The 18,400-nt window shown below is 56.3% G+C and carries 14 protein-coding genes and 1 pseudogene; 8 read left to right on the forward strand and 7 right to left on the reverse strand.

Annotation, left to right across the window (positions count from 1 at the left end; all coding sequences use genetic code 11):
* Positions 1 to 16 precede the first annotated feature (16 nt).
* The 4 genes and pseudogenes from dapD to INT84_RS17025 all read left to right on the forward strand — a co-directional run bounded on the left by dapD (position 17) and on the right by INT84_RS17025 (position 5,204).
* Positions 17 to 841, forward strand: a complete 825-nt coding sequence (gene dapD, locus INT84_RS17010; protein WP_176919765.1) for a 2,3,4,5-tetrahydropyridine-2,6-dicarboxylate N-succinyltransferase — start codon at positions 17 to 19, stop codon at positions 839 to 841.
* A 57-nt stretch (positions 842 to 898) separates the two neighbouring features.
* A pseudogene (locus INT84_RS17015) lies at positions 899 to 1,397 on the forward strand (metallophosphoesterase).
* Positions 1,398 to 1,637: 240 nt separating this feature from the next.
* Positions 1,638 to 2,027: a DUF3461 family protein gene (locus INT84_RS17020; protein ID WP_194207752.1), complete on the forward strand. Its 390-nt coding sequence runs from the start codon at positions 1,638 to 1,640 to the stop codon at positions 2,025 to 2,027.
* Positions 2,028 to 2,243: 216 nt separating this feature from the next.
* The gene (locus tag INT84_RS17025) at positions 2,244 to 5,204 is read left to right on the forward strand and encodes a putative mucin/carbohydrate-binding domain-containing protein (protein WP_194207753.1); all 2,961 of its coding nucleotides are present in this window, start codon (positions 2,244 to 2,246) and stop codon (positions 5,202 to 5,204) included.
* Between the two features lie 190 nt (positions 5,205 to 5,394).
* Here the strand turns inward: INT84_RS17025 and cdaR are convergent, their stop codons facing one another.
* The 3 genes from cdaR to dgt all read right to left on the reverse strand — a co-directional run bounded on the left by cdaR (position 5,395) and on the right by dgt (position 9,788).
* Positions 5,395 to 6,552 carry a DNA-binding transcriptional regulator CdaR gene (gene cdaR / locus INT84_RS17030; RefSeq protein ID WP_176919769.1) on the reverse strand — a complete coding sequence of 386 codons (1,158 nt, stop codon included), beginning with the start codon at positions 6,550 to 6,552 and terminating at the stop codon, positions 5,395 to 5,397.
* A gap of 155 nt (positions 6,553 to 6,707) precedes the next feature.
* Positions 6,708 to 8,138, reverse strand: a complete 1,431-nt coding sequence (degP, locus tag INT84_RS17035; RefSeq protein WP_176919770.1) for a serine endoprotease DegP — start codon at positions 8,136 to 8,138, stop codon at positions 6,708 to 6,710.
* Between the two features lie 135 nt (positions 8,139 to 8,273).
* Positions 8,274 to 9,788: a dGTPase gene (gene dgt / locus INT84_RS17040; protein ID WP_194207754.1), complete on the reverse strand. Its 1,515-nt coding sequence runs from the start codon at positions 9,786 to 9,788 to the stop codon at positions 8,274 to 8,276.
* A gap of 83 nt (positions 9,789 to 9,871) precedes the next feature.
* Here dgt and mtnN point away from each other — a divergent pair, with 83 nt between their 5' ends.
* The 3 genes from mtnN to INT84_RS17055 are packed head-to-tail and all read left to right on the forward strand — an operon-like array spanning position 9,872 to position 11,974.
* On the forward strand, positions 9,872 to 10,570 hold the full coding sequence (gene mtnN / locus INT84_RS17045; protein WP_194207755.1) for a 5'-methylthioadenosine/S-adenosylhomocysteine nucleosidase: 699 nt from the start codon (positions 9,872 to 9,874) through the stop codon (positions 10,568 to 10,570).
* Positions 10,563 to 11,360, forward strand: a complete 798-nt coding sequence (gene btuF / locus INT84_RS17050) for a vitamin B12 ABC transporter substrate-binding protein BtuF (protein ID WP_194207756.1) — start codon at positions 10,563 to 10,565, stop codon at positions 11,358 to 11,360. Before mtnN ends, btuF begins: the two co-directional genes overlap by 8 nt.
* A gap of 2 nt (positions 11,361 to 11,362) precedes the next feature.
* Positions 11,363 to 11,974: a TRIC cation channel family protein gene (locus INT84_RS17055; protein ID WP_194207757.1), complete on the forward strand. Its 612-nt coding sequence runs from the start codon at positions 11,363 to 11,365 to the stop codon at positions 11,972 to 11,974.
* A gap of 93 nt (positions 11,975 to 12,067) precedes the next feature.
* Here the strand turns inward: INT84_RS17055 and erpA are convergent, their stop codons facing one another.
* Together erpA and clcA are read right to left on the reverse strand one after the other, a co-directional pair.
* Positions 12,068 to 12,412 carry an iron-sulfur cluster insertion protein ErpA gene (gene erpA / locus INT84_RS17060; protein WP_097162931.1) on the reverse strand — a complete coding sequence of 115 codons (345 nt, stop codon included), beginning with the start codon at positions 12,410 to 12,412 and terminating at the stop codon, positions 12,068 to 12,070.
* An 81-nt stretch (positions 12,413 to 12,493) separates the two neighbouring features.
* A complete protein-coding gene (clcA, locus tag INT84_RS17065) occupies positions 12,494 to 13,903 on the reverse strand; it encodes a H(+)/Cl(-) exchange transporter ClcA (protein ID WP_194207758.1) in 1,410 nt (469 codons plus the stop codon).
* Between the two features lie 168 nt (positions 13,904 to 14,071).
* Here clcA and hemL point away from each other — a divergent pair, with 168 nt between their 5' ends.
* Complete coding sequence (gene hemL, locus INT84_RS17070; protein WP_194207759.1) at positions 14,072 to 15,352, forward strand: glutamate-1-semialdehyde 2,1-aminomutase; 1,281 nt, start codon at positions 14,072 to 14,074, stop codon at positions 15,350 to 15,352.
* 179 nt (positions 15,353 to 15,531) lie between these two features.
* On the opposite strand, the gene fhuB is transcribed toward hemL, so the two are convergent.
* On the reverse strand, positions 15,532 to 17,514 hold the full coding sequence (gene fhuB, locus INT84_RS17075) for a Fe(3+)-hydroxamate ABC transporter permease FhuB (protein ID WP_194207760.1): 1,983 nt from the start codon (positions 17,512 to 17,514) through the stop codon (positions 15,532 to 15,534).
* Positions 17,511 to 18,395 (reverse strand): Fe(3+)-hydroxamate ABC transporter substrate-binding protein FhuD, encoded by an 885-nt coding sequence (gene fhuD / locus INT84_RS17080; RefSeq protein ID WP_370529685.1) that lies wholly within the window; start codon positions 18,393 to 18,395, stop codon positions 17,511 to 17,513. Before fhuD ends, fhuB begins: the two co-directional genes overlap by 4 nt.
* Positions 18,396 to 18,400 lie beyond the last annotated feature (5 nt).

The raw sequence follows: 18,400 nt of genomic DNA on the forward strand, positions 1-18,400 counted from the left end.
TGGAAAGAGTTTAACAATGCAGCAGTTACAGAACGTTATTGAGACCGCTTTTGAACGTCGCGCCGACATTACGCCAACGAATGTGGATACCGTTACCCGCGAAGCGGTTAATCAGGTGATATCCCTGCTGGATTCCGGCGCGCTGCGTGTTGCAGAAAAAATCGACGGCCAGTGGATCACTCATCAGTGGTTGAAGAAAGCGGTCCTGCTCTCTTTCCGTATTAACGATAACCAGGTTATCGACGGTGCGGAAAGCCGCTACTTCGATAAAGTGCCGATGAAATTTGCCGATTACGACCAGGCGCGCTTTCAGAAAGAGGGCTTCCGCGTCGTGCCGCCAGCCGCCGTGCGTCAGGGTGCATTCATTGCCCGCAATACCGTGCTGATGCCCTCCTATGTCAACATCGGTGCTTACGTCGATGAAGGTACGATGGTTGATACCTGGGCCACCGTCGGCTCCTGCGCCCAGATTGGTAAAAACGTCCATCTGTCCGGTGGCGTTGGTATCGGTGGCGTCCTGGAGCCATTACAGGCCAACCCAACGATTATTGAAGATAACTGCTTTATCGGCGCGCGTTCTGAAGTCGTGGAAGGCGTGATCGTGGAAGAAGGCTCCGTGATTTCCATGGGCGTTTATATTGGTCAGAGCACCCGTATTTACGATCGCGAAACCGGCGAAGTACATTATGGCCGCGTCCCGGCAGGCTCCGTTGTCGTCTCCGGCAACCTGCCGTCGAAAGATGGCAAATACAGCCTGTACTGTGCGGTGATCGTGAAGAAAGTTGACGCTAAAACGCGTGGCAAGGTAGGCATCAACGAACTGCTGCGTACCATCGACTAAGCGCGATAAGCCGGGGACATGATGTTCCCGGCTATTCCGGCACGTAATGGGTTGAAAATGATTTCACGAAGAAACCTTTTACTGGGCGCGGCCGCTGGGCTGGCCGGCGGAACCGGCATCAGTTATGCGCACTACTACGAACCGACGCGCTTTGAAGTCACCCATCCCCGCATCCGCTTTTTCCCGGAACCATCCACCGATACGCCGCTTAAGGTGTTGTTTCTTACCGATCTTCATTACTCCCACTACGTCTCTTTAGCGATGATATCGCAAGCTATTGCGCTGGGCCTGGCCGAAAAGCCCGATCTGATTCTGCTGGGCGGCGACTACGTCACCTTTGATATGCCACTCGATTTTCCTGCGTACAGCAAGGTGCTGGCACCGCTTGCCGCCTGCGCGCCCACCTTTGCCTGCTATGGCAATCACGATCGCCCGTTACGTCGCCGGACTCAATGCGTTCGGCAAACGGCACATCTACACTTCGCGCGGCGTCGGTAATTTATACGGTTTGCGCGTCAATTGCCGCCCGGAAGTGACGATACTGGAGCTGATGTAGATCGGCTCAGGCTGGACAAACATGGGTTATCAGGGGAAACGCCGGGATTGGGTTCCCGGAGGGAGGCCCAACCCGGTGGTCGCCCCGATATTCACGGATGGCTGGTTGTCAACCTTAGCCAATATAGATCAGCTTAACATTCAGGAGAAAAATCCCTTTCCGGCGAGCCGGATAGTGTAAAAGCAGATATGCTTAATGACAAAATGAGCAAAATCCACTGTTTCTCTTTGAGGTACCGCTATGTACGACAATCTGAAAAGTCTGGGCATTACGAATCCTGATGAAATTGATCGTTACAGCCTCCGGCAGGAAGCCAACAACGATATCCTGAAAATCTATTTTCAAAAGGACAAAGGCGAATTTTTCGCCAAAAGCGTGAAATTTAAGTACCCCCGCCAGCGCAAAACCGTGATCGCGGACGGCGTGGGACAGGGTTACAAAGAGGTGCAGGAGATCAGCCCTAACCTGCGTTATGTAATCGATGAACTCGACCAGATCTGCCAGCGGGATCGCAGCGATGTCGATCTGAAGCGCAAGATCCTCGACGATCTGCGCCACCTGGAAAGCGTGGTCGCCAACAAAATCACCGAGATTGAATCCGACCTGGAAAAATTAACGCGCAATAAATAACAATAACGGGCCACAACTGGCCCGTTATTATTCCCACGCCAAAACTCGCTAAAATAATCACGTCTCATCAATATTATCATTTTTTCAGGATGATTTATTTTCATCATTTCATTCTCGCTCCTGTTTTCTCATTTCATCTCATCCGATAGCGCCTTGTATTATCAAAGCGTTACCGCTCCTGTATTTTCATCGAGCCCTATACAGGAGGAACACGAAATGACTCAGGAAATAACACAACGCTGCTATACCCTTCAGGCTGCGCCCTGGCTGGATAATGCAGGATTTGAAAAAGGAAGAGCGCAGGATCGTCAGCCGCTGGGATTTATATTACCCGCGAATACTTCACTGCGCGTGCGTCAGGCGGATATTACAAAAGGCAAAGCGACATTCCGTTTGCTGTGCGACGACTCGCAGGTTGAAAAAACGATTACCTTAAGCGCCAGCTGGCAGACTATCAGCGCCACGGTAGACACCGTACCGTTTGTTGATACCCTTTATACGGACCAGCCCGGTGAATTTACCGTGCTCTATGAGCTGCCGCAGACCATTAAACCTCTGCCGTACTGGAGCAAGGGGCAGTCCGAGAGCGACTTCTTTAGCCACTGGCAGCAGAACGCCTCGCCGTTTGCGCTGGTAGACGCCGACGTGGTCTGCTTCCTGCTTCCGCAGGCTGACCGGGATAACCTACAGAAAACCGGTCTGGCGACTTTACAGGCATTCTATACGGATATTTTTAGCGCCTATAATGAATGGGCCGGATTAAGCGACAACCCCGCTTCACCGCTGAATAAAAATGTCCACAACAGTTATTTTATTAAAGCTGACAAACATGGCGTCGGCTCGGCCTATTATTTACCCTGGTGGTGCGCACAAACCTCATCAACGGTCAGCCAGGGATGGATTGATAATATCACTACCCAATGGACCATCCTCCATGAAATTGCCCACGGCTATCAGGGTAAATTTATGAAGGACACCGAAATTCCCGTCGGCGAAGTGTGGAATAACATTTACGCGGCGTATTTTCAGCAGGCTACCTTAAGCGTCAATAACCGGCTTTATACTGACGGCTGGCTTTATAACTACGGCCAACAACCTGCGGAGGAGATGAAATTTATCACCAATGTCAGAAATCACCTTCCGGTGGCGCAATGGGGGGGACGCACCCGTCTGCTATTGCTGATGATGATGCTTTTCAAGGCCAACACGCCGGCATTCAGCGCCTTTAACCAACAGTATCGGGAGCTGGCCAACAGTGAAGGCTTCCTGGCCACTGAGCATCATCTGACTGATTTACTGGCCAGCGCTATCGCCTCTGAGACCGGGTACGATATGACGCCGTTTATGATTTTTTGCGGCCTTAAGCCCGACGCGTTTACCTTTGAAAAGGTGGCAGCGGCAAAACCCGTCTGGCCGCTCTTTGACCTGCTGGCGGAAAGCGAGTGGGAAAGCGCGCGTCAGCGTCTGAACCTGGACTCCTTCGTCTGGCTGGTGGATAACCAGCAACTGGCGATACTGGGGAAAAAAGGCAAACTGGCGCTCACGTTAAATATCGATCGCCCTGAGCAGGTTTATGGGCAGACGCTGACCCTGCGCGATAACGGCGGACAATCTTTCACCGCGACCATCGTCGATAAACAGATCTCCTTCAGCGATCTTCCTGTGGGCGTTTATCAGCTTGATCTCCCCCAGGGCCGCTCGCAGAAATACCGCATCGATGCCACCTTCGTGACGGTCCGCGAAGGCGCGAACGCCGTGACGGTGAACTATACCCCGCTGGCGGATACCGCTCTGCGTAACCAAACCCTGCATTTTCAGGGCTATGACAACACGCCTTTCGCCAGCCTGTGCGTAGATTATGAAAACCAGACGCTGACGCTGGATATTTTTAGCGCCACGCCGCATCTCTATTTTGCCAGCCAGCGCTACGCCAGCGTGACCGTATTTTCTGACAGCGGCGAACAATTGCTGAAGCGCGATATGAGCGGCACTAACTGCGCGACAGGAAAGATCCAGATCCCTTTAAAAGAGAATTACCATCTTTCCGTTTACCACGCTGAACCGGGCCGCCTGAAGGCCGCGCCAGGCTGCTTAACGCTGGTTGCGCAGCAGACAAATCAACTACTGCGTATCGACAGGGAAGGTCTTTATAACTTTGTCCTTAACAATCGCCCTGTAGACGATCTCAGGACTGTTTTTGTACGCCATGCGCAGGCGCTGCGGGACCTCCCCTCTTTGCAGAATATGCGCTATTCCGCGCGCAAAAATGACCTTTGGCTGATGCTGCAAAACTTTCCTGACGCAGAACGTCAATCGCTGCTAAAGGAGTATAGCGATGTGCTTCCTGCTGATAACAGCGTACCCGGCGCGTTAACGGGTAAAAGCGTTACGCTAAAACTACAGGGATTGAAAAATAACGAATTCTGTCAAATCGCCATCGATAATGCGAAACGGGAGATGGTGGTGCAGACCCGTGCGGGCCAGCCCCATGCGTATTATCTGCCTGGCGCAACCTATGCCAGCATCGACGTCAGAAACGCGGCAGGGGAAGCACTCTATCACCGCCAGTATCAGGGCGTGGAAAACTATCAGGCGCAAACTGAACATATTGCGCTGGAGGAAGGCTTCGCGATCGATATCTTCCATGACGAACCGTTCAGAGTCAGCGTGTTTAACTTCACGCAAAACACGCTGGTCCCGGTGAAGAGAACTAACCTCTGGTCCATCACGCCGTTCGGACTGGAAGAGCAGCAGACGGCGTTACCGGCGCAGGAAGATGCGAAAGATGAGACCGCACTGTATGGCGATCGCTTTGTCTGGGATCTGCTCGGCGATAACGACGTCTGTTTTGCCAGCATGGCGCTGGACATCGGCGGTAAACAGTTCACCTTCAGCGCGCACGCTGGCGTTCCGCACAGCGCGTTCAGCACCGTGTATGCGACGGTCAACGTCTACAATACGCGAGGTTCCGTTGTCGCCCGCCAGGCGATTAAAGGCACCTCTGAACTCGGTGACTATATGGATACCGCGGCGCTGGAAGAGAATTATATTGTTGAAGTCTTTCACGCCGAAGCGGGACGCCGCTCGCTTATCGCTAACCCGCGAAACGGTGAAACCTGGCCGCAAGCAAACAGCGTGAGCTGGCGCGTGACGGCGCAGGGTTTAGAGCGTCTGTAAAGCAAGCACCCGCCTCCCGGCGGGTGCTTGAGGTTGATGACAAACCTGTTTTCTATTGCATGCGTCGCTTTGCCGGGTGGCGGCTTCGCCTTACCCGGCCTACAAAAATCATCAATATCAATCTGTTATTCGCAACCCGTAGGCCTGTGCAAGCGAAGCGCCGCCAGGCATAATTCCACGGTATAACGTTTTAATGCTGCTCATCCAGTTGTAGCGCTACATACAGCAGCAGCCTGTCATCGAAATTCCCCAGGTCCAGCCCGGTCAGCTCTGAAATACGGTTCAGCCGGTACTCCAGCGTATTACGATGAATAAACAAGGCTTTTGACGTCGCCAGCGGCTGTACGTTATGGCGGAACCACGCCTGCAACGTACGCCGCAGCAGACCGTTATTATCCATCGCTTTAAGCCGGGTGAGCGGGCGCGCCAGCTCGTTGGCCTGCCAGCCGCCGCGCAGGCTATCGAGCAGCACCGGCAGCATCAAATCCTGATAAAAATAGCTGCGGCTTTCCGGCATCCGCTGCTTGCCGACCATCATCGTGGTACGCGCGGTACGATAAGAACGGGCGATGCTGCCCGGACCAGTAAAATAGTTGCCTAAGGCCACGCGAAAACGCAACTGGCCGTTCTCTTTCATCCGGGAAATAAGCTGTTCCACGCGCTTGCGATGATCTTCCGCATCCCAGCGGCCAAACGGATTCAGCGCCGGTTTTAATACCACCATCTCGGTCAGTGAGACAATTGCGATCAGGTTATTGCGCTCGGGCGTGGTTAACGCGCTCTGCAACTGCTGGAGTTCCGCCATCGCGCTATCGACGCCAAGCTGACCGCTATCCACCTCCAGTACGGCGACCACGCGCGGCTGATTAAGATCGATACCCAGACGCTGCGCCCACTCGGTGAGCGCCGGCGTATGCTCTTCCGCCTGGATAAGGTTCATCACCAGCTCTTCACGCAGACGGCTATCCTGGGCGAGCAGGTGCATCAGGCGCGATTGCTCAAGCATCATCTCCGCGGTCATGCACACCAGCTCGCCATATTTACGCAGCGTCTCCGGCTCGCCCGTCAGACCGATGACACCGACGATTTCCCCTTCCAGTCGCAACGGCAGATTGATCCCCTGGCGCACGCCGTGCAGGTGCCGCGCCACGGCATCGTCAATATCCACGACCCGACCCTGAGACAGCACCAGCAGCGCACCTTCGTGCAATTCACCAACTCGCTCGCGATCGCCGCTGCCGATAATGCGTCCACGGGCATCCATTACGTTGATATTGGTATCAATGATGCGCATCGTGCGCGCCACGATATCCTGTGCCATTTTGGTATCAAGATGCCAGCCAGCCATGTTTCCTCCCGTAAGCAGTGCTCCAGCATAAGGAAGATAGCAGGGTGCCGCATTGTGCATATGCACAAAGCAGAGTGGAGAAGTATGGAGTTGTGGGAAGGGTCACAAATTGCGGGTAAAAACGCCCTCCTCCACCAGGAGGAGGGGCGGGGAAATTACTGCATCAGCAGGTAGATAGAGGTATCGCCGCGCTGGATATTCAGTGCCAGCACGCCCGGTTTCGCATCGAGGATCTTACGCAGCTCGGCAATATTTTTCACCGATTGCTGGTTTGCGCCAACGATCACGTCGCCTTTCTTCAGACCGATTTGCGCCGCCGGAGAATTCGCTTTCACGCTGCTCACCACCACGCCTTTATCCTGGCCTTTATTGCTCATCTCAGCACCTTCAATACCGCTGAAAATGGTGCTGGAATCAACTTGGTTCTGGCTGCTCTGCTGCAACTCCACGTTGACATTAACTGGTTTGCCATCGCGCAGCAGGCCGAGGGTGACTTTGCTGCCAATCGGCATGGTGCCAACCTGGGCGCGCATCGCGGCGAAGCTGCTGATCGGCTTGCCGTTAAGCGAAGTGATCACGTCACCGGCTTTTATGCCCGCTTTCGCCGCCGCTGAATTCGGCATCACCTGGCTGACGAACGCGCCACGCTGGGCATCGACTTTCATCGCTTTTGCCAGCTCAGAGCTCAGCTCGGTGCCCATAATGCCCAGTTCACCGCGGCGCACCTGGCCGTACTCGACCATCTGTGCCGTCAGGCTTTTCACCATATTACTCGGGATAGCAAAGCCGATGCCAATGTTGCCACCGTCCGGGGCGAGGATCGCCGTGTTAATGCCGATCAGCTCACCGTTCAGGTTCACCAGCGCGCCGCCGGAGTTACCGCGGTTAATCGCCGCATCGGTCTGGATAAAGTTTTCGTAGTTCTCGGCATTCAGTCCGCTACGACCCAGCGCGGAGACAATCCCGGAAGTTACCGTTTCGCCCAGGCCAAAAGGGTTACCGATGGCGACGGTATAATCCCCTACGCGCAGGGCGTCGGAGTCGGCAATCTTAATCGCCGTCAGGTTTTTCGGATCCTGAATCTGGATCAGCGCGATATCAGAGCGCGGATCTTTGCCGACCATTTTGGCGTCAAGCTTGCGCCCGTCGCTCAGCTGGACTTTGATGGTGGTCGCATTCTCGACAACGTGGTTGTTGGTGACGACATAGCCTTTGGCCGCATCAATAATCACCCCGGAGCCCAGCGCCATAAATTTCTGCTGCTGACTACCGCCATTACCGCCCTCGCCGCCGCCCTGACAGAACGGTGAGCTCTGGAACGGGGAACCCTCCTGACAGAAAGGCGAGTTATCGCCAAAGAACTGCTGGAAGTTTTTCGGCATACGCGGCGTATTGACGCTGGTGCTACCCTCAACGTTAATACTCACCACCGAAGGCATGACTTTTTCAAGCATAGGAGCCAGGCTTGGCATCTGCTGTGCAGTCTCCGTGGACGAGGCGGTTTCCGCTGCGTTTGCGGCTAAAGGAGATAATGCCAGACTTAAACTTAATGCCAGTGCGCTCATTGCTAATGTGGTCTTTTTCATCTTTTTTTCCGTCTCAATATCAGATAACGCAAGTCGCTATGTGTGATGCTAAGATTCACTTTATAACGCTAAGTTCCGGAATTAAGTTACTGGAAAAAGTAAAAATTTATTGTCCATCTTTACAAATCTTAGCGCTTATTCCACGGCCATCAGCCGGCGGTATTCATCCCATGCATACAAATCGGTCATCCCGCTGATATAGTCCTGAATCAGACGACAGCGGTAATAATATTCCATCACCGGAAACTCGCTGGAATCACGTGCGATTTTATTAACGGCCTCCACATAGGCCAGCCGATGACGGGTCGAGAGTTTATTAAACAGCCGCGATTCAATCGGCAACCTGCGCAGGCGCTCTTTTTCTACCAGTTCGCTAAAATCGGTTAACGGTAATTGTAACAGCGGCTGGTAAATCTCCAGCAGGCCGCGAATAACGCGATAGCCCTGCAATTCCAGCTGTTCGACGTCAGGGTGGCTAAATACGTGCTGGACCGCGACGTTTTTATATAGCTCAAGCAGCTGGCTAAAGGCGCTATCGTCCTCCAGCAGAGCGTGATTAAACTCGCCGTCAAAAATCTGCGGCAGATTTTCAATAAACCGCGAGGCGGCGTAAGGCACCAGTTTGTTGAGCGTATTGACCCGCAAATACATAAAGAACTGATCTTCCGCGCTGCGGCTCAGCGAATTAGAGCGCGATTTCTCCCATGCATTTTCGACCACCAGCGCAAACAGCGATCCTTTTTCATGCTCGCCCCAGGCGTCGTGCAAATGTTGATAAAGCTGTTCGACGGTGAAAATACGTTTTTCAACGGCGTCTTCCAGGTCAGCAACGCAATAAGAGATATCGTCTGCCGCTTCCATAATCCATGTCAGCGGGAAACGACTAAACGGAGCCAGCTCAAGCTCCTGACGCAGTCGCTCAATATAGGCCTCTTCGGAAAGATAGTAGCCCGGCTTTTTCATCAGGTAATCGTGTGAGGGGGGAATATCGTCTGCCCACCACGCCGGGCGGGTATATTTAAGAATACAGCCCACCTGCGCCCAGGTCAGATTCATACGCATCAGCGCCTGTACCAGGCGGATCCCCTGCGCGTTGCCTTCAAAATGGCAGAGATCCTGACGCACTTTGCGGCGCTGGTCGTTCAGCGCATCCTCGCCTTCGCGTAAACGGAGCGCGACCACCTGACAGCGATCGTTACTCAGCGGCTGACTGGCGGCGTCCGCAGGTGCCAGACGTTGACTAAACCAGTCATTGATCGCCGCCTCGCCAAAATGGCCGAACGGCGGATTGCCGATGTCATGCATCAGGCAGGCCATCTCGACGATGCTCTCAAAGGGGCCGGTCAGTTCATCGAGGCCATACGTCTCAAGCAGGCGCTGCTCTTTCAGGCGGCTTAATACCTCTTTGGCGATGTAGCGCCCGACCTGCTGAACCTCCATCGAGTGCGTCAGCCGGGTGCGTACCGCCGCGTTGCGCTCCAGCGGGAATACCTGCGTTTTCTGTTGCAAACGGCGGATTGCCGCCGAATTAATAATGCGTCCGCGATCGCTTTCAAAAATACGCAGGATCTCATGCTCGTTCTTCTCCCCGGTGGGCGAACGGTAGCGACGATGCCAGTTAATTTTTTTACGGAAATCGATGTGTGCCATATTCTCTCCCGCGCGAGAAATGCGCTTCCCCTTACCCGCATGATAGACTATGCCTTTAAACCTGACATATCGCGAGTAAATCAATGAAAATTGGCATTATTGGTGCAATGGAAGAAGAAGTTACGCTGCTGCGTGACAAAATCGTTAATCGCCAGACCCTGACGTCAGGCGGCTGCGAAATTTATACCGGTCAGCTCCACGGCACCGATGTTGCACTGCTGAAATCAGGTATCGGTAAAGTCGCTGCGGCGCTGGGCACCACCCTGCTGCTGGAGCACTGCAAACCTGACGTGATTATTAATACCGGCTCGGCAGGCGGTCTGGCCGCGACGCTGAAAGTGGGCGATATCGTGGTCTCTAACGAAGTACGCTATCACGATGCCGACGTCACCGCGTTTGGCTACGAGTACGGCCAGCTTCCGGGTTGTCCGGCAGGTTTTCAGGCCGATCAGAAGTTAATTGATGCCGCCGAAGCCTGCATCGTTGAACTCAACCTCAACGCGGTTCGCGGCCTGGTCGTCAGCGGCGATGCCTTTATCAACGGCTCCGTCCCGCTGGCAAAAATTCGTCATCACTTCCCGCAGGTCGTTGCGGTTGAGATGGAAGCTACCGCGATTGCCCACGTTTGCCATAACTTCGGCACGCCGTTTGTGGTGGTGCGCGCCATCTCCGACGTGGCGGATCAGCAGTCCCACCTGAGCTTTGATGAATTCCTGGTGGTGGCGGCGAAGCAGTCTACCCTGATGGTTGAAACCCTGGTGCAGAAACTGGCGCGTGGCTAACGTCCTGCTCAGAGCAGCAGTCCTGCTGTTGCTGGTTCCGGCGTGGCTTTTTGCCGCGCCGCGAGTGATCTCGCTCTCGCCTGCCAATACCGAACTGGCATTTGCCGCCGGGATCGTGCCGGTCGGCGTCAGCAGCTATTCCGACTATCCCCCGGAGGCCGCCCGCATTGAGCAGGTTGCCACCTGGCAGGGGATGAATCTGGAGCGTATCGTCGCCCTCAAACCTGACGTGGTGCTGGCCTGGCGCGGCGGCAACGCTGAACGTCAGGTGAATCAGCTTACGGCCCTCGGGATCAACGTGGTGTGGGTAGACAGTAATAGCATCGAACAGATCGCTGACGCGCTGCGCCAGTTAGCGGCCTGGAGTCCTGCGCCGGACAAAGCCCGTCAGGCGGCGAAGACGCTGCTTGATGACTACCAGACGCTCAAATCCCACTATGCACAGCGGCCCAAAAAACGGGTATTTCTCCAGTTTGGCATGACGCCGTTGTTTACCAGCAATAAGAATTCGATTCAGAATGAGGTGCTGGAAACCTGCGGCGGGGAAAATATTTTTGCTGACAGCCGCGTGCCGTGGCCGCAGGTTAGCCGTGAGCAGGTGCTGGCCCGCCAGCCACAGGTCATTATTACCACCGGTGATGCGGGCGTTATTCCGAAAATCAGCCAGTTCTGGCAAAACCAGCTTACTATCCCGGTCATTTCCCTGAACGGCGACTGGTTTGAGCGCGCAAGCCCGCGTATTATCCTCGCCGCAAAACAACTCTGCGACGCGCTCTCACAGGTAAAATAAGCATGCTGGTCTACTGGCTTGATATCATTGGCACTGCCGTCTTCGCTATCTCCGGCGTACTGCTGGCAGGAAAATTACGCATGGATCCGTTCGGCGTGCTGGTGCTGGGCGTGGTCACCGCCGTCGGCGGCGGGACGATCCGCGATATGGCGCTGGCTCACGGCCCGGTATTTTGGGTAAAAGATCCTACCGATCTGGTGGTGGCGATGGTCACCAGCATGCTGACCATCCTGCTGGTTCGTCAGCCCAGGCGTCTGCCCAAATGGATATTACCGGTGCTGGATGCCGTTGGTCTGGCGGTGTTTGTCGGCATTGGCGTCAACAAAGCCTTTCTTGCCGAAACTGGTCCGCTGATAGCGGTCTGTATGGGCGTGCTCACCGGCATCGGCGGCGGGATCATTCGCGACGTGCTGGCACGGGAAATCCCGATGATCTTACGCACCGAAATCTATGCCACGGCCTGCATTGCTGGCGGCATCGTTCACGCGACGGCGTTTTATACCTTCAGTGTACCGCTGGAAAGTGCAAGTATGATGGGGATGGTGGTCACGCTGGTCATTCGCCTGGCGGCGATCCGCTGGCATCTGAAACTGCCGACGTTTGCGCTGGATTAACCTGGCCGGGGAAGGTTTTGTTGAGGCGTAGTGCCCGGAATGGTTTACCGGGCACTGTAGTCCCATCGTCTTTGTCAGACGAGGTAGAAAAAATCAAACGCTGAACGACGATCCGCAGCCGCAGGTGCTTTTGGCATTCGGGTTGGTGACAATGAAGCGGGACCCTTCCAGCCCTTCGGTATAATCAACCGAACCGCCGACGAGGTACTGTAGGCTCATTGGATCAACCACCAGGCCCACGCCCTGCTTCTCAATGGTCATATCGCCATCATTGATTTGATCGTCAAAGGTAAAACCGTACTGAAAGCCGCTGCAACCACCGCCGGTGATATAGACGCGCAATTTCAGATTCGGGTTATCTTCATCGGCAATCAGGTTTTTTACTTTGCTGGCTGCTGCATCGGTAAATTGCAGGGGCAGCGCTACGTCATCACTCATTTTTTGCTCCCAACGACATTGCTAATTGGGCAAATATTAACCCAACCATGATGGGCATTATCTAATACCCTGGTAATTCATTCAAGTATTCTCGCCCAAAGGCCGCATAGACTGCTCAGCTTCCTGCTTTGCCAGCGTCCGGGCAAGGATGGTGGAGTACAACGGTTTGCCGCCGACAAACTGGGCCAGTAGTGTTGCGCCAAGACAGGTGATAATCATTGGCAAAATGAGCTGGTAATTATCGGTCATCTCCAGCACCAGTACGGTTCCGGTTAACGGTGCGCGCACGGAAGCGGCCAATAGCGCGCCCATTCCGGCAATCGCAAAAGTGCCCGCGTCCAGATGATACGCCGGGAAAATACCGGCCGCCGTCATGCCGAACGCGGTGCCCAGTAGAGTGCCCAGCGCCAGCATCGGTGCAAAAATACCGCCGGGCGCGCCGGAACAGAAACACAATAGCGTGGTGACGACGCGGGTGATAAAAATCACCAGCAGCAAACCAACCGTGTAATGCCCCGCCAGCGCCAGCGGGATCAGGGAGAAGCCGCCGCCCGTCGCTTCAGGATCGATCAGGCCAATCAAGCCGCACATGCCGCCAATCAGCCCGCCCAGCAATACCCATTTTTTGATATTGCCGCCGTGGACGCGCTGAAACAGATCCTGCATGCGTAGCACCAGGGTATTGAATAGTGGGCCAACGAGACCAAAAATCATCCCCAGAATTAAATACAGCCACAGGGTATTGACCGGCGCGTTGCTCAGTTTACCGACTTCAATGACCGCCCCCTCGCCGTTAAACAGGCGAAAGACGATGCTCGACATAATCACCCCGGTAAACACCGCTTTAATCGAGATCAGGCTATAGCGGAACTGCGGGCGCATCTCTTCAAGAATAAAAAGTATTCCTGCCAGCGGCGCGTTGAATGCGGCGGAAAGCCCCGCCGCCGCCCCGGTCGCCAGCAACGTGTGACGCGCTTCGCCGCTGCGCAGACGAAAAATATCTAAGACCATTCGACCAACGTTACCGCCGAGCTGCACGGTCGGTCCTTCGCGTCCCAGCACCATCCCCGCGCCCAGTGTCCCCATCCCGCCGATAAATTTAACCGGCAGCACCCGCCACCAGCGTACCGGACGAAGCTCCTCCAGCGCACCTTCGATCTCCGGGATGCCTGAGCCACCCGCTTCCGGCGCAAAACGACGCACCAGAAAATAGCCCACCATCGCCAGCAGGGCTGACGAGACAAACGCCAGCGGCCAAATCCAAAAACCGTGGCGGGCGGTGTCGGCAAGCATCCCCACACGTAGCGCCTGCACGCCATCAACGGCTTTTTCAAAGCCCACACCGACCAGCCCGGCCAGCGTACCGACCAGGGCCGCCAGCAGTAAAACGGCTAACGGCGTTTTGTCACGCCGTAATAGCCGACGGATCTGCCTGCCACGCCTTAAGCGGCCCGCCTGCCGGTTTGTAAGAGAAGGAGTTTCAACATTCATCGTTAATCATTTATGGGTAAAAATGCATTCCGGAACGGCATTGTACCCGCCTGTTCTTTAAAAATCCCTCATAAAAAATGTTGTTTCAATTGGGCAAAACTTTCATAACGTTCCTGGAATACTTTAGAATGGAGTGGACTACTTTTTCGATAAACCAGGAACCACGCCATGAGCAATTCTGAAAACCTTTACAGCGCCGCGCGCCAGGTGATCCCTGGTGGCGTTAACTCCCCCGTTCGCGCCTTTACCGGCGTCGGCGGCACGCCGCTGTTCGTTGAACGTGCAGACGGTGCCTGGCTGTACGATGTCGATGGCAAGGCCTATGTCGACTATGTCGGCTCCTGGGGGCCGATGGTGCTGGGGCATAACCATCCGGCGATCCGTAACGCGGTGATTGAAGCCACGCAGCGCGGCTTAAGTTTCGGCGCACCGACCGCGATGGAAGTCAAAATGGCCGAACTGGTGACTGAACTGGTGCCGACGATGGACATGGTGCGGATGGTAAACTCCGGCACCGAAGCAACGATGAGCGCCATTCGTCTGGCGCGTGGCTTCACCGGTCGCGATAAAATCATCAAGTTCGAGGGCTGCTATCACGGTCACGCGGACTGCCTGCTGGTGAAAGCAGGCTCCGGCGCGCTGACCCTCGGTCAGCCGAACTCGCCAGGCGTTCCGGCAGATTTTGCTAAACATACCCTGACCTGTACCTATAACGATCTGGCTTCCGTGCGCGAGGCGTTCGAGCAGTATCCGCAGGAGGTTGCCTGTATTATCGTCGAGCCGGTGGCGGGCAATATGAACTGTGTGCCACCGCTGCCGGAATTCCTGCCGGGCCTGCGTTCATTGTGTGACGAATTTGGCGCGCTGCTGATTATCGATGAAGTGATGACCGGTTTCCGCGTCGCGCTGGCGGGCGCGCAGGCGTACTACAATGTCGTACCTGATCTGACCTGTCTGGGCAAGATCATCGGCGGCGGAATGCCGGTGGGCGCGTTTGGGGGACGTCGTGAAGTGATGGACGCGCTGGCTCCTACCGGACCGGTCTACCAGGCGGGCACCCTCTCCGGCAACCCGATTGCGATGGCCGCAGGCTATGCCTGTCTGACCGAAGTGGCTAAGCCGGGCATTCATGAAACGCTGGATGCGCTAACCACACAGTTGGCCAGCGGCCTGCTGGACGCGGCGCAGGAAGCGGGTATTCCACTGGTGGTGAACCATGTCGGCGGAATGTTCGGTATTTTCTTCACCGATGCAGAAACGGTGACCTGCTATCAGGATGTAGTGGCGTGCGATGTGGAGCGCTTTAAACGATTCTTCCATCTGATGCTGGAGGAAGGAGTATATCTGGCTCCATCGGCGTTTGAGGCAGGCTTTATGTCCGTGGCGCACAGTGAGGAAGATATCAATAACACCATTGACGCCGCGCGTCGGGTGTTTGCGAAGCTCTAGCCCTTCATGCCCGGTGGCGCTGCGCTTACCGGGCCTACAACTGCATACCTGGACTGTCCCCTCACCCCAGCCCTCTAACCCCCCCACTATCCTCTGCACTCGCCACGCGCTCAGGCTGCCCCTCTTCCTTGAGGGAGAGGGTTGGGGTGAGGGGGAGCAACGCGTGCCAGACGCAATGACTACCGGCTCTGCTTCCTCAGCAAATAGACAAAATACGGTGCGCCAATAAAGGTCGACAGCAGCCCCGCCGGGATCTGGAACGGGAACATCACCATACGCCCACACCAGTCGGCAAACACCAGAATCAGTCCCCCTACCAGTGCCGAAATGACGATATGCGGTATTGTGCGGCGGAACCCCATCATTCTGGCGATATGCGGAGCCATCAGGCCAATAAAGCTCAGCGGCCCAATGGTCAGCGTAGCGGTAGCGGTTAAGGCGGATGCCAGCAGCAACAGCGCAATGCGCGACGGCGTCAGCGCCACGCCCACGGCGCGGGCGGTGTCGCCGCCCAGCGGCAGAATAGTGAGCCAGCGGCTGCACAACGGCACCAGCGCCAGCAGAATGACCATCATCACAAAGGTCTGCACCGCCTGCCGCTCCGTGGCGTTATAGGTCGAGCCGGAAATCCACGTCAGGATCTGCGCCATGCGCGGATCGCCGCTCGCCTGTAACATCATCAGCAGCATGGTAAAGGCCGTGCTCAGTGCCATCCCGGCCAGCAGCATCCGGTGCGGCGAGAAGCCACCGCGCCCGGCGGCAATCATAATGATCAGCAGCGTGCCCGCCGCGCCCAGGCTTCCGGCGGGGAGCAGCCAGCCAAAGGCATTGCCCGGTACCAGAAACAGCATCAGCACAATGCCAAACGCCGCGCCGGAACTGATCCCCAGCACTTCCGGGCTGGCCATCGGGTTACCGGTCAGACGCTGGATAATACAGCCCGCCACCGCCAGCAGGATCCCGGCGAACAGCGCCGCCAGAATGCGCGGCCAGCGCCACTGCATCAGCTCGCTGAGCATGTCGCCGCTGGCCCACTGCCAGCCCTGCGCATCACGACCAAAGGAGAGCGCCGCGAAAACGGCCAGCAGTAACACCATCAGCCCGATGATGGCATAGCGCAGCACATGCTGACGTTCGGCGGAAATCGTATCCCCGGCGTTCATCGCTGGCGCGCTCATGCTGCGCAGCCGTGGCAGCAGCCATAGCAGCAGTGGCGCGCCGATCAACGCCGTCACCGAGCCGGTAGAGACTTCCATCCATACCCGCGTCAGCCAGATGATGAGCTGGTCGGATAGCCAGAGGATCAACGCGCCAATCAGCGGAGCCAGCAGCAGGCGGGAAAGCAGGCGACGCGCGCCAAGCATTTTTGCCAGTAGCGGCGCAAACAGGCCGATAAAACCAATAATGCCTACCGCGTTGACCAGCAAGGCGCTCAGGACAATAGCCAGCGTGAGCGCCGCCAGTCGCGCCAGCGACAGCGCCAGACCAAGATTACGCGCCACGCCGTCATCCAGCCCCATTAACGTCAGCGGACGCAGCAGCAGCAGGGTGAGCATTACCCCGCCGATCAACTGCGGCCACAACCGCTGGACAATGCTCCAGTCGGTCTGGGTGAGCGTGCCGGTGCTCCACAGAAACATGCTCTGAAGCTGATCGTGATGGAAAATAACCAGCAGCTGATTAATCGCCCCGCAGTACAGGCTGACCACCAGCCCCGCCAGGATCAGCGTGACCGGAGACAGCCGTTTTCCCCACGCCACGCCAAACACCAGCGCGCCGACAATACAGGCCCCTGCCAGCGCGGCAAATTGTGACACCAGCACGCCGGGGATCGCCCACAGCGAGGTAATGGTCATTCCTAACTGCGCCCCGGTCGCCACGCCGAGCGTCGTCGGTTCGGCCAGCGGGTTACGCAGCACCTGCTGGAACAGCACGCCGACCAGCCCCAGCCCGGCACCGACCAGTAGCGAAATCGCCAGACGCGGCAGCAGGCTATAGTGGAACAGCATCTGCTCCACCACATCAATATTCGGTTGCCACAACGCCTCATGCCACTGCGCGCGCGGCAGCGCCTGGGTGAAGTTAAATACCGTCAGCGCCAGCGCGCTAATAAACAGCAGAAGCAGCAGCGCGGCGGGTAATGGGGCAATCCGTTGTCTCATGCCTTGCCTCCCAGCGCGCGATCCAGCACGCGGGCGAAATGCATCGCAGAGAGGGTCGCGCCGTAGAACCAGACCGCCGGCACGCGCTGAAAGCGTCCGTTGCGCACAAACGGCATCGACTGCCACAGCGGCGTCGCAGCAAGCTGCTGCATCTCGGCATCATTGCCGTGGTCGAAGCACAACACATCGACATCGCGAAACGCGGCGAGACGATCCACGCCGATCGGCGTACTGCCCCAGAACGTTGATTCGCCGTGCCAGGCGTTTTTAATGCCGTAACGATCGAGCACTTCCTGAAACAGGCAGTTTTGCCCAAACACCAGCACGTGACGCACGTCCATTACGGTGATCATCAGTAACGGGCGATCGCCGCGCTGCGCAAAGCGCGGGGCCAGCGAATCAATAAAACCATCGAAATCAGCAAGATGTTTTTCCGCTTCGGCTTCCCGGCCAATAAGCTGCGCCATCTCAATCAAAGAGCCGCGCGCTTTGGTCAGCGGCTTTTTGCCATCGCTGAAGGTGAATCCCCTGCCCGGCGCGATTTTCGCCAGTTGCGCGTCCGACGGACCATAGCCCGCTGACCAGACGAGGAAGGAGGGTTTCATCTGCGCCAGCAGTTCAAGGTTTGGCTCAGTACGCAATCCCACGTCGATGACGGAAGACGGTAAGGAAGGATCGTTCACCCACAAATTGTAGTTTTGCACGTCCGCCACGCCGTAGGGCATCACGCCCAGCGCCAGCAGAAACTCCACGGGTAGCCACTCCAGCGCCACAATGCGATGCGGATCGTATGAGGCCGCGCGGGCCTTGCCCATCTGCCACATCAGCGGCGAGAGCGCCATCGCCGTCAGCAAACGCCGACGCGTCATTGAAGTTATCATCGCCA

This window comes from Superficieibacter sp. 1612_C1 (assembly GCF_015234305.1).
In the GTDB taxonomy this organism is placed as follows: domain Bacteria; phylum Pseudomonadota; class Gammaproteobacteria; order Enterobacterales; family Enterobacteriaceae; genus Superficieibacter.